This is a genomic window from Chitinophaga sp. RCC_12 (assembly GCF_041360695.1).
Classification (GTDB): Bacteria; Bacteroidota; Bacteroidia; order Chitinophagales; family Chitinophagaceae; genus Chitinophaga.
Genome location: NZ_JBFUPS010000004.1, coordinates 678,741 through 694,968, shown reverse-complemented (window position 1 = coordinate 694,968; position 16,228 = coordinate 678,741). Strand labels below are relative to the sequence as shown.

At 47.9% G+C, this 16,228-nt stretch carries 10 protein-coding genes; 5 read left to right on the top strand and 5 right to left on the bottom strand.

Going from position 1 to position 16,228, the window contains the following annotated elements:
• A partial coding sequence (locus AB6805_RS15865) for a gliding motility-associated C-terminal domain-containing protein (protein WP_370910406.1) occupies nt 1-7,097 on the top strand: 7,097 nt, incomplete at its 5' end.
• A 138-nt stretch (nt 7,098-7,235) separates the two neighbouring features.
• Nucleotides 7,236-7,529, top strand: coding sequence for a phosphoribosylpyrophosphate synthetase (locus AB6805_RS15860; protein WP_370910405.1), 294 nt, complete (start codon nt 7,236-7,238; stop codon nt 7,527-7,529).
• A gap of 132 nt (nt 7,530-7,661) precedes the next feature.
• On the opposite strand, the gene AB6805_RS15855 is transcribed toward AB6805_RS15860, so the two are convergent.
• The 3 genes from AB6805_RS15855 to serA all read right to left on the bottom strand — a co-directional run bounded on the left by AB6805_RS15855 (nt 7,662) and on the right by serA (nt 11,438).
• Nucleotides 7,662-9,236, bottom strand: coding sequence for a S41 family peptidase (locus AB6805_RS15855; RefSeq protein ID WP_370910404.1), 1,575 nt, complete (start codon nt 9,234-9,236; stop codon nt 7,662-7,664).
• Between the two features lie 32 nt (nt 9,237-9,268).
• Nucleotides 9,269-10,033, bottom strand: a complete 765-nt coding sequence (locus AB6805_RS15850; protein ID WP_370910403.1) for a hypothetical protein — start codon at nt 10,031-10,033, stop codon at nt 9,269-9,271.
• A gap of 169 nt (nt 10,034-10,202) precedes the next feature.
• A complete protein-coding gene (gene serA / locus AB6805_RS15845) occupies nt 10,203-11,438 on the bottom strand; it encodes a phosphoglycerate dehydrogenase (protein ID WP_370910402.1) in 1,236 nt (411 codons plus the stop codon).
• Nucleotides 11,439-11,753: 315 nt separating this feature from the next.
• Between serA and AB6805_RS15840 the strand changes: the two genes are divergently transcribed.
• Nucleotides 11,754-12,965, top strand: a complete 1,212-nt coding sequence (locus AB6805_RS15840) for a serine hydrolase domain-containing protein (RefSeq protein WP_370910401.1) — start codon at nt 11,754-11,756, stop codon at nt 12,963-12,965.
• Nucleotides 12,966-13,043: 78 nt separating this feature from the next.
• Here the strand turns inward: AB6805_RS15840 and AB6805_RS15835 are convergent, their stop codons facing one another.
• Entirely contained in the window at nt 13,044-14,021 is a 978-nt protein-coding gene (locus AB6805_RS15835) for a cation diffusion facilitator family transporter (protein WP_370910400.1), read from the bottom strand.
• 182 nt (nt 14,022-14,203) lie between these two features.
• On the opposite strand from AB6805_RS15835, the gene AB6805_RS15830 reads away from it, so the two are divergent.
• Both AB6805_RS15830 and AB6805_RS15825 read left to right on the top strand, forming a co-directional pair.
• Nucleotides 14,204-14,794: an HD domain-containing protein gene (locus AB6805_RS15830; protein ID WP_370910399.1), complete on the top strand. Its 591-nt coding sequence runs from the start codon at nt 14,204-14,206 to the stop codon at nt 14,792-14,794.
• A 25-nt stretch (nt 14,795-14,819) separates the two neighbouring features.
• Complete coding sequence (locus AB6805_RS15825) at nt 14,820-15,335, top strand: hypothetical protein (RefSeq protein WP_370910398.1); 516 nt, start codon at nt 14,820-14,822, stop codon at nt 15,333-15,335.
• A gap of 83 nt (nt 15,336-15,418) precedes the next feature.
• On the opposite strand, the gene infC is transcribed toward AB6805_RS15825, so the two are convergent.
• The gene (gene infC / locus AB6805_RS15820) at nt 15,419-16,126 is read right to left on the bottom strand and encodes a translation initiation factor IF-3 (protein ID WP_370910397.1); all 708 of its coding nucleotides are present in this window, start codon (nt 16,124-16,126) and stop codon (nt 15,419-15,421) included.
• Nucleotides 16,127-16,228 lie beyond the last annotated feature (102 nt).

Genomic DNA, 16,228 nt, shown 5'->3' with positions numbered 1-16,228 from the left:
ATGCAGGTACTGACCAGACAGCATGTGATAAAACTACCTTTACACTTAATGCTACTGAGCCTACAGAACTGAATGCAAAAGGCACCTGGACCTTCCTGCCTGCTACTGCGGCGGTAACTTTTGTTGATAAGAACAAAGCCAACACGAATGTTACGGTTCCGGCCAATGCTGTGGTGAAACTGATCTGGAGCATTTCAAATGGTACTTGTAGCGCCGATAAATCCGATACAGTTGTTATCACGAGCCTGCTCAAACCAGTGATGCGCAACGCAGGTACTGACCAGACGGCATGTGATAAAACCACCTTTACGCTTAATGCTACCGAGCCGACAGAGCTGAATGCACAAGGCACCTGGACATTCCTGCCTGCTACTGCTGCGGTAACCTTTGTTGATAAGAACAAAGCCAACACTAATGTTACCGTTCCGGCCAACACAGCGGTGAAACTGATCTGGAGCATTTCAAATGGTACCTGTAGTGCGGACAAATCGGATACGGTTGCCATCACCAGCCTGCTCAAACCAGTGATGCGCAACGCTGGTACTGACCAGACAGCATGTGATAAAACTACCTTTACACTTAATGCCACCGAGCCTACGGAACTGAATGCACAAGGCACCTGGACCTTCCTGCCTGCTACTGCTGCGGTGACTTTTGTGGATAAAAACAAAGCCAACACGAATGTTACAGTTCCCGCCAATGCTGTGGTGAAACTGATCTGGAGCATTTCAAATGGTACTTGTAGCGCCGATAAATCCGATACAGTTGTTATCACGAGCCTGCTCAAACCAGTGATGCGCAACGCAGGTACTGACCAGACGGCATGTGATAAAACCACCTTTACGCTTAATGCTACCGAGCCGACAGAGCTGAATGCAAAAGGCACCTGGACATTCCTGCCTGCTACTGCTGCGGTAACCTTTGTTGATAAGAACAAAGCCAACACTAATGTTACCGTTCCGGCCAACACAGCGGTGAAACTGATCTGGAGCATTTCAAATGGTACCTGTAGTGCGGACAAATCGGATACGGTTGCCATCACCAGCCTGCTCAAACCAGTGATGCGCAACGCTGGTACTGACCAGACAGCATGTGATAAAACTACCTTTACACTTAATGCCACCGAGCCTACGGAACTGAATGCACAAGGCACCTGGACATTCCTGCCTACTACTGCTGCGGTGACTTTTGTGGATAAAAACAAAGCCAACACGAATGTTACAGTTCCCGCCAATGCTGTGGTGAAACTGATCTGGAGCATTTCAAATGGTACTTGTAGCGCGGATAAATCGGATACGGTTGTTATCACCAGCCTGCTCAAACCAGTGATGCGCAATGCAGGTACTGACCAGACAGCATGTGATAAAACAAGCTTTACGCTTAATGCTACCGAGCCGACAGAGCTGAATGCACAAGGCACCTGGACCTTCCTGCCCACCACTGCTGCCGTGACTTTTGTTGATAAAAACAAAGCCAACACAAATGTTACCGTCCCTGCTAATACTGCCGTGAAACTGATCTGGAGCATTTCAAACGGAACCTGTAGCGCGGACAAATCGGATACGGTTGTTATCACCAGCCTGCTCAAACCAGTGATGCGCAACGCAGGTACTGACCAGACAGCATGTGACAAAACTACCTTTACGCTTAATGCCACCGAGCCTACGGAACTGAATGCAAAAGGTACCTGGACATTCCTGCCTGCTACTGCTGCGGTGACTTTTGTTGATAAAAACAAAGCCAACACAACTGTTACCGTTCCGGCCAACGCCGCGGTGAAACTGATCTGGAGCATTTCAAATGGTACCTGTAGCGCCGATAAATCGGATACAGTTGTCATCACCAGCCTGCTCAAACCAATTATGCGCAATGCTGGAACCGATCAAATGGAGTGTGAGAAAACTACCTTTACGCTTAACGCCACTGCTCCTACTGAGCTGAATGCACAAGGCACCTGGACCTTCCTCCCTGCTACTGCTGCAGTATCTTTTGTAAATAAGAACGATCCGAAAACCACTGTGACGGTTCCTGCAAACAAGGCGGTACAGTTGATCTGGAGCATTTCAAATGGTACATGTAGCGCGGATAAAGTGGATACGGTTGTCATCACCAGCCTGCTCAAACCAATTATGCGTGATGCAGGCACCAATAAAATAGCCTGTGAGCAAACCACCTTTACCATGAATGCCACCGCTCCAACTGAGCTGGGTGCTATTGGTACGTGGACCTTCTCACCAGCGACTGCCACTGTGAAGATCGCGAACATTAACGATCCGAAAACTTCCGTTACCGTTCCGGCAGACAGCACCATCCTGTTTACCTGGAAGATCACCAATCCAAAATGCGCAGCAGACCTGGCAGATACCGTAAGGATCACCAGCTACAAAACACCTGCTGCCGCCAAGGCTGGTCCTGACCAGGAAAAATGTGATGATATCAACTTCATCCTGAATGGCAGCAAACCTGCTGGTTTACATGTAACAGGCACCTGGACGAATCCAGCCGGTATCACCGGGGTGACTATCACCTCTCCGAATCAATACAACACAGCCGTTACTGTTGCAGCGGGTGTTAGCGTAAAACTGGTGTGGAAAATCACCAATGGCACCTGCGCCGCTACTTATGATACGGTAATGCTTACCAACTACGCTAACGCAAATAAAGCAAATGCCGGTCCTGACCAGGCCATCTGTGGCAACACAGGCGACTTCATCATGGCGGCAAATGTGCCGGGCGTACCTACAGCAAAAGGTACCTGGACTGACATCAGCCCAATACCTGGCAGAGCAAAAATCAAATCACCCAATAGTCCGACTACCGCGGTAACAGTGCCTGTAGGCGATACCGTGATACTCCAGTGGGCTATCGCAAATGGTGTATGTGATACCAGCTTCAGCAGGGTAACCATCATCAACTACAAAGCTGCCATCACGGCAAATGCCGGCCTTAACCAGGAAAAATGTAATACTACGGCCGACTTCATCATGAAGGCGAGTCAACCCGGATCCCCCAGTGCAAAAGGCACCTGGACTGATGTAAGCCGCGTTCCGGGTAACGCCATTATCAAATCGGTAAATGACCCGAATACCGCAGTAACCATTCCGGTTGGCGATACCGTGATCCTGAAATGGACCGTAACAAATGGTAGCTGTATGAGCACCAGCAGCACAGTTACACTGATCAACTACAAAACAGCGGCAGCTGCAAACGCAGGAGCAGATATTGAAATGTGTAATAACACCGGCGACTTCACCCTGGCAGCAGATCCGGTATCTGTACCAAGTGCAAAAGGCTTCTGGTCTGTTATTAAAGGAAATGCTGCGATCAGGTCTATCAACAGTCCTACTTCCAATGTGAACATCAACGCAGGTGATACGGTTACTTTACGCTGGACTGTAACCAACGGCGTATGTAGCGCTACCTGGGATGACGTAACACTCATCAACTACAGATTACCGGTACCTGCCAACGCAGGTATTGATCAGGAACATTGCGATGATGCCACCTTTAAAATGAGCGCCAGCGATCCTGGTGTAGCAGGTGCAAAAGGCACCTGGATTGTAACCAGCAACAACGCGGCACTGATCAACATCAGTGATATTAACCGGAAAGATGCTACCATCACCGTTCCTGCCGGCGAAACAGCCCAATTAACATGGGTAGTAAGCAACGGCGTATGTGACGCTTCCAGTTCCAGTGTCACCCTGATTAACCGTAAACCGATACTCGGTAACACCATCCAGGATGATCAAACGGTTTGCGTAACAGAAACGCCAAAGGCTATACGCAGCAATGCACTGACCGGCGGTAATGGCACCTACACCTACCAGTGGCAACAAAGCACTGCCAGTGCAAACGGACCATTCACCAACATCGCCGGCGCCACCAGCGATACTTACCAGCCTGGTTTGCTTGCAGCCAACACCTGGTACAGAAGAGTGGTAGCTTCCGGAGCTTGTATCAACAACATCAGCAACGTGGTGAAAATCACGGCCATCACTATCAGCCCGATTGTTACCTTCACTCCTCCGGCCATTACAACGGAATGTGAAAAAGGTAAAGACTACACCACGCTCTTCGGAGATCCGGCGTTCAGTCACGCGCCTTACAACAACGAGCCACTGACCATTACTTATAATGACGTCACCGTGGTTACTTCGCCTTGCCTCAGTACCATTACCCGTACCTGGACAGCGACAGACAGATGCGGCCTTTCAGTAAGCGCTTCACAAACCATTACGGTGAAGGATACCAAAGCACCGGTATTCACCACGCCAGCGCCTGCCGATACCACCGTAAATTGTGATAAAGTCCCTGCAGCAATAAACCTGAAAGCAAACGACGACTGCACCGGGGAAATCATTATCCCTGTAGTGGAAGTTCGCCAGGATCTGCCAGGCAACTGTACCAACAATTACCTGCTGATCCGCACCTGGACTGCGAAAGACGAATGTAACACCGGCGTGACCCTGAAACAGGTGATCACCGTGAAAGACATGACCGCCCCGGTATTCAATATGGCAACACCTGCTGATACCACAGTGGATTGCGATAAGATCCCGGCCGGATTTAATCTCACGGCAACTGATAACTGTACGCCAGGCGTAATTACAGTAGTGCCGAAAGATTCTGCTGCCCACAACCCGAACAACTGTAATAACAACTACGTGATCTACCGTAAGTGGACCGCTTTTGATGAATGTGGTAATGCCCGTGCAGTACAACAGATCATTAAGGTACAGGACACCACCAGACCGGTATTCAGCATGCCTGCTCCAAGAGATACCGTGGTGGATTGCGATAAGGTACCGGCATGGCCTGCCATCACCGCTACCGATAATTGCAGCGGCAGCATCCAGGTATTCACCAGTACCAAAACCGTGAAATTACCAGGTAACTGCGCTGCTAACTTCCGGGAAACAAGAACCTGGACCGCTACCGACGAATGCGGCAACAAAACCGTAATGCAGCAGATCATCACCGTTCAGGACACCACTAAACCGGTATTCACCGTGAAGCCTCCTGCCGACACAACAGTGAGCTGTGATAACATCCCTGCTCCTGCTACTGATGTACAGGTGTCTGATAATTGCAGCAGCATCGGAAATGGTCTTACCGTATCCCGCAGGATCACTACAGAAAGAATACCAGGAGAATGTGCCGGTAACTACCGCATCATCAGAACCTGGATTGCTAAAGATGCCTGTGGTAATACCACTACCATCACACAGGTAGTAAATGTAAAAGATACCACCAGACCAGTGATCATGCCTGCCCCTGCAGATGTGGAAATCTACTGCCAGGATAAGATCCCTGCTGCACCGGTGTTAACCGCAACAGACAACTGTGATAACAGCTTCCCGAAAAGAGCTATCTATACAGAAGATCCATATGTGGAAGATATCTGTAACGGATATACGATTGTAAGAAGATGGACCATCATGGATGCCTGCGGCAATAAAGCCAACGACGTTATCCAACGTGTAGTTATTAAGCCTTGCGATAAACCGCAACTGGAAGCTACCCTGCCTTCCAACTGTTCAGACAACGGCAGGATCGCTTTACGCAAAGTTGGCAACGTATACCTGCCTTCCTATACACTGGTAGCAGTTACGCCGGCCAATGCGGTAACAGGATTGCCAAGAACACAAAGCAACAACGTGTTTAACCTGAACGGGGCTACTTCTGCTTCCTTCATCATTACGGATGGCAGAACGGGTTGTTCTTCCGACACCGTGACTTACAATCTGAGTTACATCCAGAAACCAATGGTGAACCTGGGCAATGATACCACGATCTGTGGTGGCAACAACCTGGTACTGGATGCAGGTCCTGCTAATTTCGCCTACCAGATTAAATGGTCTACCGGCGCAACCACGCAACGGATCAATATTAACCAGGCAGGCACCTACTGGGTAAATGTAAGCAACGGCGAATGCGCCACTACCGATACCATCCATGTAGGTCTGGTACCAACGCCACTGGTTGATATCCCTGATACAACCATCTGCCGCGGCCAAACCGTGAAACTGGATGCTTATGTAAATGGTGGCTCCTATCTATGGAGTAACGGTTCTACAGAACCTTCCATCCTGGTAGGAACACAGGAACAATTCTGGGTGAAAGTGATGAAGTCGGGATGTATCACCATTGATACCGTGAAAGTGAGTGTGAATCCTCCACCAGACATCAGCCTGAGCCGCGACACGTCTATCTGTCCTGACCAGTCCATTATGCTCACCGTTAATTCCAACGGCGGCCGTATCAAATGGCAGACAGGTGAAACCAGCAACTCTATCGTGGTAAACAAACCAGGCGGATACTGGGTAGCGGTAAGCAGGGATAACTGCGTGGTAAGAGATACCGTGAATGTAAGAATGAAACCATCGCTCACCATGGAGCTGGGCCCCGACAGGAATATCTGCCCTGGTGGCACCATTACCCTGGACGGAACCAATCCGGATGCCATTTCTTACCTCTGGAACGATGGTGATCCTAACCCGGTTAAACAGATCTCTCAGGCAGGTAGCTATAAATTAGCTGTGATGGATAAATACTGTCAACGTGTGTTCCTCGACAGCGTGAAAGTAAATATCACCGGCTTACCGGTTATCAACCTGGGAAGAGATACCACTCTTTGTAAAGGTGAAACGCTGATACTGCGTGCTGAAGGTGGCGGGATTACCGGTGTACGCTGGGATAACGGTTCCGGCGGACCATCCCTCACCGTGACTAACGGAGGTACCTATACCGTAACCGTATTCAACGATTGCGGATCTGCTACCGACGATATCACCGTAGGCTTTATAGAATGTGAACCTAAACCAACCTTACCAAACGCCTTCTCACCAAACGGCGACGGACGTAACGATGTGTTCAGACCAGTAGTGAGGGGACAAATGTTCGACTACGAACTGCGGATCTTTAACCGCTGGGGTGAGCTGATCTTCATGTCGTCCGACAATCATAAAGGATGGGATGGCAGATACAAGGGAGTTCCGGTGGATGTTGGTACATACGTATGGTGGCTTTCTTACAAGAAAGTAGCCGGCGGATCCTCCAACGTACTGAAAGGAGAAGTTACCGTGATCCGCTGATAACGGATACGCGATCATAAAACAAAAAGCATAAGGCCAACCGGCTTTATGCTTTTTGTTTTTATATCCAACTCATCAAATCCCGGGCGATTTATTAACTTAGTGCCGTTTCATTTGCAAACCGGAAATTGTTTTTATATGAAAGTGTACGACACCGTAACAGCGGCCATAGAAGATCTGCGCAAACGCGGATACACCACCGATTTCAACCTTGTTTTCGACAGTATTCAGTGTAACAGCGGGAATGTGCGGCCGGAGGATTTTGACATTACAGAAACCTATCGCTTTGAAGGAGATACGGATCCCGGCGATGAGGCAGTAGTGTATGCCATTGAAACCAAATCAGGTCTCAAAGGCGTATTGATGTATGGGTATGGTGTTTATTCAGAGGATATGTCTGAAGATATGATCCGGAAACTGGGTCACCGCTGATACTTCTTCTTCCATCAGCTAACTGGTCCGGATATACGTATCCGGACTTTTTTATTGTCCCTAAAGTAAAAGCCGCGTTGATCTTGCGATCAACGCGGCTTGAATTGGCCGGCTAACGTTAAAGGATATATGTTATTGAAGTCCTGCTACTTTCTTGCTTAACCTGAAATCAACCATTCCGTTAAACCCTCTGGCAGGCGTAATACCAGGAATAGCCGCGCGCAAATCATTGCTGGCAGCTGCGCTGATCCTGGCGCTGGTACGAAGATCCAGGTAAGTGCCTGTTGAAACATAGTTCAGGGCCTGCTGCAGGTTCTGATCCGATGTAGTGTTACCCCAGGCAACGTTTACATAGTCAGCCGCTTCCGCATCTACCGGGATGCCGGTATAATAGCCGCCGTTTCCGTTGGCGTTCATGGTTTCGAAGTTGATGGCGTACAGGTCAGCGAGGTATACCGGTTTATGATCATTATCATACATCGTGATATTAAAATCAATAAAGCCAACCGGTTTTCCGTATGTCTTCTTCCCGATGAGCCTTACATTCATGTACGGTTTAAGGTTGTTCAGTGTTAATTCGCTGGCAGAAGCAGTTTCCCCGGATACAATAAAAAATATATTGTCCAGTGACATACCGCCTGTAGCAGCAGCAAAGTTCACCTGCGCATCCAGTTTGGTAGCGGCGAGGTTCTGCATGATCTTGTCGTTATACTTGTAGGTATACATCACTTTACCGCCGGCAGCCGAAGGAGCAAAAGCATTATCCAGGTATTCCGCTGTAGAGGTGGCTCCGCCGCCGTTGTACCGGAAATCCACGATCAGTTGTTTGATGCCCTGCGCCTTGAATTTGGCGATCGTTTGATCCAAAGCCGCTTTGGTAGCGGTGGCATTTCCGGCGTCGTTGGTTACACTGGAAAAGGTATACATCGCGAAATAGCCCACCTTTATATTTATGTTGGCGGTATTCTTAACGGTGTAAATGGTATCGAACAGCACCGGGTTTATGTTGTATGTAGCGGAATTGATAGTAAGGGTAACCGAAGTCTGATCCTGTTTTTTAAATCCCAGGGTGATGGTGGATGCCGTTGAAATCGTATTATAAAGCGAGTTGATAGCAGAAGAGGCACTGGAAAAATTGGTATTACCGTTTACGGAAATAATCTCCCACCCTCTTAAAACGCCTGCCTTACCGGCGGGGCTGTTCTTATCTGCATACTTTACAAATAGTCTTACTTTACTGGCATCTGCTCCGGCAGCAAAACCGATGTCAAATCCCAGTTTTGAGGGATTGGCGGCGGCATTCTGTTCCGATACGCCATTCATCAGCTGGTTGGTGATGGTACCATCTTCATCGAGGAAGCTGTAATGATCGTATGCGGCATTGGTGGCCAGGTTGATGGCATAGCCTTTCATCTCTGTCAGCAGGGCGTTTGCATCCGCGTACTTGCCGGCCAGGGGATCCAGCTGCGGTACACTGGAATACCAGTAGTAAGTAGGCAATCCTTTGCTGACCGTTCGTCCGCCATCGCCGTAAGTTACCTGCATGATCTGGTACATCAGGTACTTCAGGGAGTCCTTCTTCAGGGCGTCTGTAATGTCAACAGGCGGAGGGGCTGGTTTATCTTTGTGGCAGGACATAAAAGTGCCTGTGCACAAGGCTCCCGCCAGTATGGTGGTAGTTCCCGCAGAAAACAGTTTTCTATACATAAAAACAGTTAAGACGATGGTAGTCTGTTTGCCTACTTTTGGGTGGCCAGCGTTTGACGTGTCCAGAAGTCGGCTGAATAATACAAGGCGAATTGGTCCGCATATTCACCTGGCATCGGGGGTTTTTCTCCTTTGGCCCGTTTGGCCTCCAGTTCCTTTTTGTCCTCCCTTTTCATGGCGTTTACCTTAAAATGATAAGCGATGGGCTTATCACTTCCGGCCGGGATACCCAGCACCTTCAGCGGGATACCCAGTTCACAAACCAGGTTACCGGCGGCATCATATGAGGAGGTGGTTTGAATACCAAACGTATTCTTCACCGGAATATTGCCATCCGGGATGCTGTCAAATCCTTCTACTTTGATGTCCTTTACGTTCGCCAGGAGTTGTTTTTTCAATTCACCTGCAATGAGTGCCCGGGATTCTTCCGGGACATCGGGCGCACCGGTGTTTACATTATAGGTGAGCGGAAAAGTAATTCCCGCGCCCCCTTTTTTCTTCCCGGTAGGGTTGATGGAAACAGTGAGGCCGGAACGCATAATTTTCATCTGGCTCTGCGGATCAGGAACACTAACGATTACGTATAAATTCTCCTGGTCGTTGGCTATTGTGTAAAATAACTTGGTAACGTTGTTATAAAACTGCAGGGGTTTGGGCCATTCAGTAGCCTGTCCGTCGATTTTGATATTTGCTGGCGCCCATTTATTTGGTTCACTATCTTGTGCGAAAGCATTTACATACAACAAAAGACCGGCTATTACCCCTGCTCCTGCTGTCAGTACCCTGTTCATATTCATGTGCTAATTTTTTCAGTTGCACTACAAGGTTAACAAAGAATTTTGAAAATACGGGAAGAAAAAACGTATATGAGTAAAAAGAGTCGGTGAACGGGGAGATATGGTGGGTGAGCATCACGGATTTGCGGGGAACTAAAACCGTTCGCCCGCAAATCCATTGTTGCTTTTACTAATACAGTAATCTTGTTTTAATTGTATGCTCTACTTCCTTCAGCAAAGCCAGCGCCTCTTGCGATAACCTCGTATCCACGTCCAGTACCACGTAACCGATCTGGTCGTTGGTTTTCAGGTACTGCCCCAGGATGTTGATTTTGTTGGCAGATAAAGCAGTATTGATGGCAGACAACACGCCCGGCACGTTCCGGTGGATATGCAGGATGCGGTGTGTGTTTTCAATAGGCGGTACGCTGATAGCAGGTACCGTATGGGAACCGAAGCTGGCGCCCTTTTCCAGGTAGTTGAGCATTTTACTGCTCACGTCCAGTCCGATGTTGTGCTGCGCTTCTTCCGTGCTTCCGCCGATATGCGGCGTGAGGATTACATTGGATAATTTTTGCAGTGGTGTGCTGAATGCGGCGCCATTCTTTTCCGGTTCTACCGGGAATACATCTATGGCGGCGCCGGACAAACGTCCGCTTTCCAGTGCATCTTTCAGCGCTTCCAGGTCTACTACTTCACCACGGGCATAGTTAATAAAAATAGCCCCGGGTTTAGCATCTGCGAGCACTTCTGCAGTGATCATATTCGTAGTGGTTTTGCTGGAAGGCACGTGCAGCGAAACGATATCCGCTTTGTTGAAGAGTTCCTTCAACGTGCGCTGTTGTTCTGCATTACCCAGCGGCAATTTGGTTTCGGCGTCGTAATAAATTACGTTCATGCCCATTCCTTCCGCCAATACGCTCACCTGGCTACCGATGTTACCATAACCTACTATTCCAAGTGTTTTACCCCTTAGCTCATAGCTGCCGGTGGCTTCTTTAAGCCAGATGCCGTTATGCGCTGCATTGTTTTTATCCACGATGCGGCGGATGAGGATAATAGACAAGCCTATTACCAGCTCAGCCACGGAACGGGTATTGGAATAAGGCGCGTTGAAAACGGTTACACCGTGTTCTGTAGCAGCTTTCAGGTCAACCTGGTTGGTACCGATACAGAAACAACCAATAGCCTGCAGTTTCCTGGCCGATTCCAGTACCTTACGGGTAACTTTGGTTTTGGATCGGATGCCCAGTAAATGAACGTCCTTGATTTCATTGATAAGATCGTCTTCGCTGAGCGCACCGGTAAGCTTGCGCACATGGTATCCTGCCGTGGTAAATTCTGCCACCGCAGCATCGCTAATGTTCTCTAATAATAAAATGCTGATCTTCTCTTTCGGATAACTTGTCGACTTTTGCTGGTCCATAATATTATACTAAGTTATATGTGTATCTCTGTGTTGCAATTGGCTTAATAATTGCTGATAGCGGGGAAACAGGGCACAAACCTACTCGAAGTTGAGGAATATTCAAATAGCAGGGGAATCAAATTCGATTTTATCAAAAAAAGACGGAAATCGGGGATGATTTTTAAAGTTTTTCTCACTTTTTTGCTTAAAAATCAATTAAAAGCATCCGAAATCACTGTTTTTATTTGGCAGTCTTTTACTTTGAGTCTAAATTGAGCGCTTTGTATTTTATGGGTCGAAAATTGAATTAAGAAAGTAGTCACAACTCCTCTAATGAAGCGATTGAAAGCAATAAGTATTATCTTAACTATATCGGGAATTGCAATTATCTCCAGCTGCCAGAGCAATGCAGCAAGAAGGGAAGAAAGTAAAAGGAAAGCAGCAGCAGATTCGGCACGCTTTACAACAGGACTATCGGCCGCGGAAAAAGAAGCCATCCTTAAATCACCGCGTACTAAACAAATGCAACAGGAACTGGAAGCATTCTATAACGGAAAGCTCCTGCGTACCGGTTTCAACGGCGCCATCATAGTGGCCCGGAAAGGGGTGATTATCTTTGAAAAATATCATGGCTATGAAAATTCCCGGACCAAAACACCGGTGATGGACAGTTCTTCCTTTCAGCTGGCTTCTGTTACAAAAACCTTTACCGGCGCAGCAGTAATGTGGCTGGTACAAAATGAGAAACTGAGCCTGGAAGATTCCCTGCAAAAATTCTTTCCCGAATTTCCTTATAAAGGAATCAATGTACGCATGCTCCTGAACCACCGGAGCGGCCTGCCTAATTACCTTTATTTCTGCGACAGTTTATGGAAAGAGGAAGCCAACTTTATTACCAACGGCGAAGTCATCAAATTAATGGAAGCGCATAAGCCTGCCATGCAACATTTGCCAGGTACGCACTTCCAGTACTGCAACACTAATTACCTGCTCCTTGCTTCTATTATTGAAAAGGTAAGCGGACAGAAATATGCCGACTTCATGCAGCAAACCATTTTCGGACCGCTGCATATGACCAGCACTTTTGTATACGACCCCTCCTCTGCCGTGCGCGTGCACCAAACCCAGAGCCATAAATATAACGGGCAGTTTGAACCGGATACTTACTTCGACGGCGTAATGGGCGATAAAGGTATTTACAGCAGCGCACAGGATATGCTGAAGTGGGATCAGGCCCTTTATTCAGGCCAGTTCCTGAATGCGGCTACCTTAAAGGCTGCCTACACGCCTTACAGCAATGAGAAGCCCGGCGTCCGCAATTACGGACTGGGATGGCGGCTCATGGTATATCCAGACAGTACAAAAAATATTATTTATCACAACGGCTGGTGGCATGGTAACAATACCGTATTCTATCGTTTCATACAGGATTCTACCACCCTTGTTATCTTAGGAAACAAATACAACCGGGGTATTTACCAGGCAGTAAAACCTATTCGTGATATCATCGGCCATGGTGATGGTGAAGAAGCGGGAGAAGAATAAACAGTTAAACATCTGACTATAAAAAAACCAGCATAGCTTGTATAAGTTATGCTGGTTTTTTTATAGCAAGATGTATTACTATCCATGTTTTCTGTTGGGTAGCACGTTATCGCGGGTCCATATTATTTCGCCGGTAAATGCATGGCTCCGGACCGGGCAGGCTTCTTTTAAACAGTAGTGGCAACAGGAAGGAATACAGGGGTCCATATGAATAAAAAACTCTACCTCGCTGCCAGCAAACCCTTCATTCACAAGCTTCTCAATCTTCTTCATTTCATCATGCGCATCATTCAGCTCCAGGTAGTAAGGCATCGTTACATGGCAATCAATGTGATAGTTGTTACCATATTGCTGCACACGCATATTATGCATATCAATCCAGTTCTGCCTGCGATGAACTGATAAAATAGTGATCACCTTGTCCACTATTTTCATATCCGTTTCATCCATTAACCCGGAAATAGACCGGCGCATCAGTTGATATCCTTTGCTCAGGATCAATCCGCCCATCACCAGCGATACCGCGGGATCCAGCCAGGTCCAGCCGGTGAAATGAATGACAATCAACGCAGCAATCAACCCCGCACTGCTGTATACATCGGTCATGATATGCTGGCCATTCCCCGAAATAGTGATGGAAGAAAGCTGCTTACCGGAACGTACCAGGTACAGGCCCAGCAACAGGTTGGCGACAGTAGTTGCGCCCAATACCCATAAACCGTTTTCAATCTGGTGCAGTTCACGCGGCAGGATAAAATACTGCGCCGTTTTCACAAGGATCAACACGCCGGCGATAAAGATCATGGCGCCTTCAAAACCGATCGAAAAGAACTCTACTTTGCCATGTCCGTACGGATGGTTGGCATCTTTCGGCTGACTGGCAAGGTAAATACTATAGCAGGCAAAACCGCCCGCCACCACATTGATAATGGATTCCAGGGCATCAGAAAGGATTGCCACCGAATGGGTCATAAAGTACGCCGAAAATTTCGCCACAGTTAGTATAAAACTAACGATCAGCGACACCAGTATGACGCGCAGTTCTTTTTTTAGCAATGGTTCAGTTTTGTGTAATGTAAAGGGCAAAGGTAAAGGATTATTGGCGTTTGAAAACCACTCCGGGTATTAATAAAAACATAACATGAGGCATGCTGATAAAGCAGTTGCAGCTATTACATTTGCGATAATGCCACGGCATACTATGAAAAAACTGTACTAACCCTTATAAACGTACGAAAATGACCGGTAGTGAATTACATGCCCAATCAGTAGTCAACAAAATCTTCGACCTGTATGATACTTACGGCCACCAGGAATATGGTGAGCAGGTAACCATGCTGATGCATATGATGCAGGCCGCCCTGATAGCAGAAAGCACAGGCTTTGATGATGAAATGATCGTTGCTGCATTCCTGCACGACATTGGTCATTTTTTTGAAAGTGCACCCCAGATGGGTGGTCTTGGTACCCGCGCACACGACGACCTGGGCAGCGCCTTCCTGCTGGAGTGCGGCTTCCCGGAGCGCATGGCGCAGCTGGTGGGCAGTCATGTGGCCGCGAAACGCTATCTTACCTGGTCCGACAGCGCCTATTACGATACCCTCTCCGAAGCCAGCAAACAAACCCTGGAATACCAGGGTGGGCCTATGAATGAAGAAGAGGCACTGGCATTCCGCAATGATCCTTTATTCCATCAATACATCCAGATCCGCATCTGGGACGATATGGGCAAGGAAACGGATATGCCGGTAAAGCCTGAAGACGTAGCGCGGATGCGTGAAAAAACGCTTGCCTACCTACTGTCAAACAGTACTTCCGCCAATAATTAACTCGTGTGTATTAAATTGCGGGTCTATGGATCTGCGTACTGAAATTTTATCGGAAAATTCCCGTGCCCAGTCGCTCCGCATTGCGGCCTGGATAGGTCCCGATGCGGAACGGTTTGCCGCGTTGATACACTTGTTCCTGCACGACGAATATCGTGTAGTGCAGCGGGCCGCATGGATTGTGAGCTTTGTGGCAAAAAAGTACCCGGCGTTGCTTGCTCCTCACCTGCCGGCTATGGTAGCCAGGATGGAGGAACCGGGTATGCCGGTGGCAGTAAAGAGAAATGTATTGAGGATATTGCAATACCTGCCAGTCCCGGAATCCCTGCAAGGGCCGGTGATGAACAGTTGTTTTGCGTTCCTGGAAGATCCGCTGGAAGCAGTGGCGGTGAAAGCCTTTTCCATGACGGTACTGGCTAACCTGGCAAAAGATTACCCTGACATCAAAAACGAGATCCGGCTGCTGATAGCAGCGGAGCTGGAAAACAATCCCACACCGGCTATCCGTTCCAGGGCGCGGAAAGTACTAAAAGCAATACAATAACAGGTTACACGCTAAAAGAAAAAGCAGCGCAACAAGGTATAATACCCTGCTGTGCTGCTTTTTTAATGTGATATAACCATCGGCTATGCGTTGGCATCTCCTGCTGCATCAGCGGCTGGAGGCGTAACGGGCGCCTTTGCTTCTTTCGGTTCTCTTGGCTCCCTCGGTTCCTTGGGTTCTCTCGGTTCCTTAGGTTCTTTTTCCTTCTTTTTCGCTGCTTTAGGGGCAAAGATGGCGATCATACGCTTACCTTCCATGGTAGGCATACTTTCCAGGCCACCTACTTCTGCCAGCCTTTCAGCAAACTTCAGGAGGATCAATTCACCACGTTCCTTAAACATGATGGCACGTCCTTTAAACTGTACATAGGTTTTCACCTTGTTACCGTCTTTCAGGAAGCTTTCAGCATGTTTCGCTTTGAAATCGAAGTCATGGTCATCGGTGTTAGGCGTAAAGCGAATTTCTTTCACTTCACTTTTGTGCGCCTTCGCCTTCATTTCCTTTTCCTTCTTTTTCTTTTCGTAGAGGAATTTGTTGTAGTCGATGATACGACAAACGGGAGGCACAGCATTCGGGGAAATCTCTACCAGGTCTAAACCCTGTTCCTCAGCCATACGCAATGCATCCTCTGTTTTGTAGACACCTACCTCAATATTTTCACCTACAAGTCGTACCTCAGGAACGCGTATCATCCTGTTGGTGCGATGTTCTTGTTGTTGTTCCCTGCGGAAGTTGGGGTTTCTTCCCCGGTTGTTGCCGCCAAAACTGCTTGGTCTGGGTCTTTGTTGCATTAAGAAAAATAAAATTAATTAATTAATTGTCCTTTTAGTCCATGGTCCATATATCGTCCATGGACCAAAAACAATCTTTACAAAAATACGGGGAAAATTACA

Excerpts from the sequence above, each read along its gene's own strand:
- AB6805_RS15860 (WP_370910405.1), top strand. The coding sequence starts at position 7,236 with ATGAAAGTGTACGACACCGTAACAGCGGCCATAGAAGATCTGCGCAAA.
- AB6805_RS15855 (WP_370910404.1), bottom strand. The coding sequence starts at position 9,236 with ATGTATAGAAAACTGTTTTCTGCGGGAACTACCACCATACTGGCGGGA.
- AB6805_RS15850 (WP_370910403.1), bottom strand. The coding sequence starts at position 10,033 with ATGAATATGAACAGGGTACTGACAGCAGGAGCAGGGGTAATAGCCGGT.
- serA (WP_370910402.1), bottom strand. The coding sequence starts at position 11,438 with ATGGACCAGCAAAAGTCGACAAGTTATCCGAAAGAGAAGATCAGCATT.
- AB6805_RS15840 (WP_370910401.1), top strand. The coding sequence starts at position 11,754 with ATGAAGCGATTGAAAGCAATAAGTATTATCTTAACTATATCGGGAATT.
- AB6805_RS15830 (WP_370910399.1), top strand. The coding sequence starts at position 14,204 with ATGACCGGTAGTGAATTACATGCCCAATCAGTAGTCAACAAAATCTTC.
- AB6805_RS15825 (WP_370910398.1), top strand. The coding sequence starts at position 14,820 with ATGGATCTGCGTACTGAAATTTTATCGGAAAATTCCCGTGCCCAGTCG.
- infC (WP_370910397.1), bottom strand. The coding sequence starts at position 16,126 with ATGCAACAAAGACCCAGACCAAGCAGTTTTGGCGGCAACAACCGGGGA.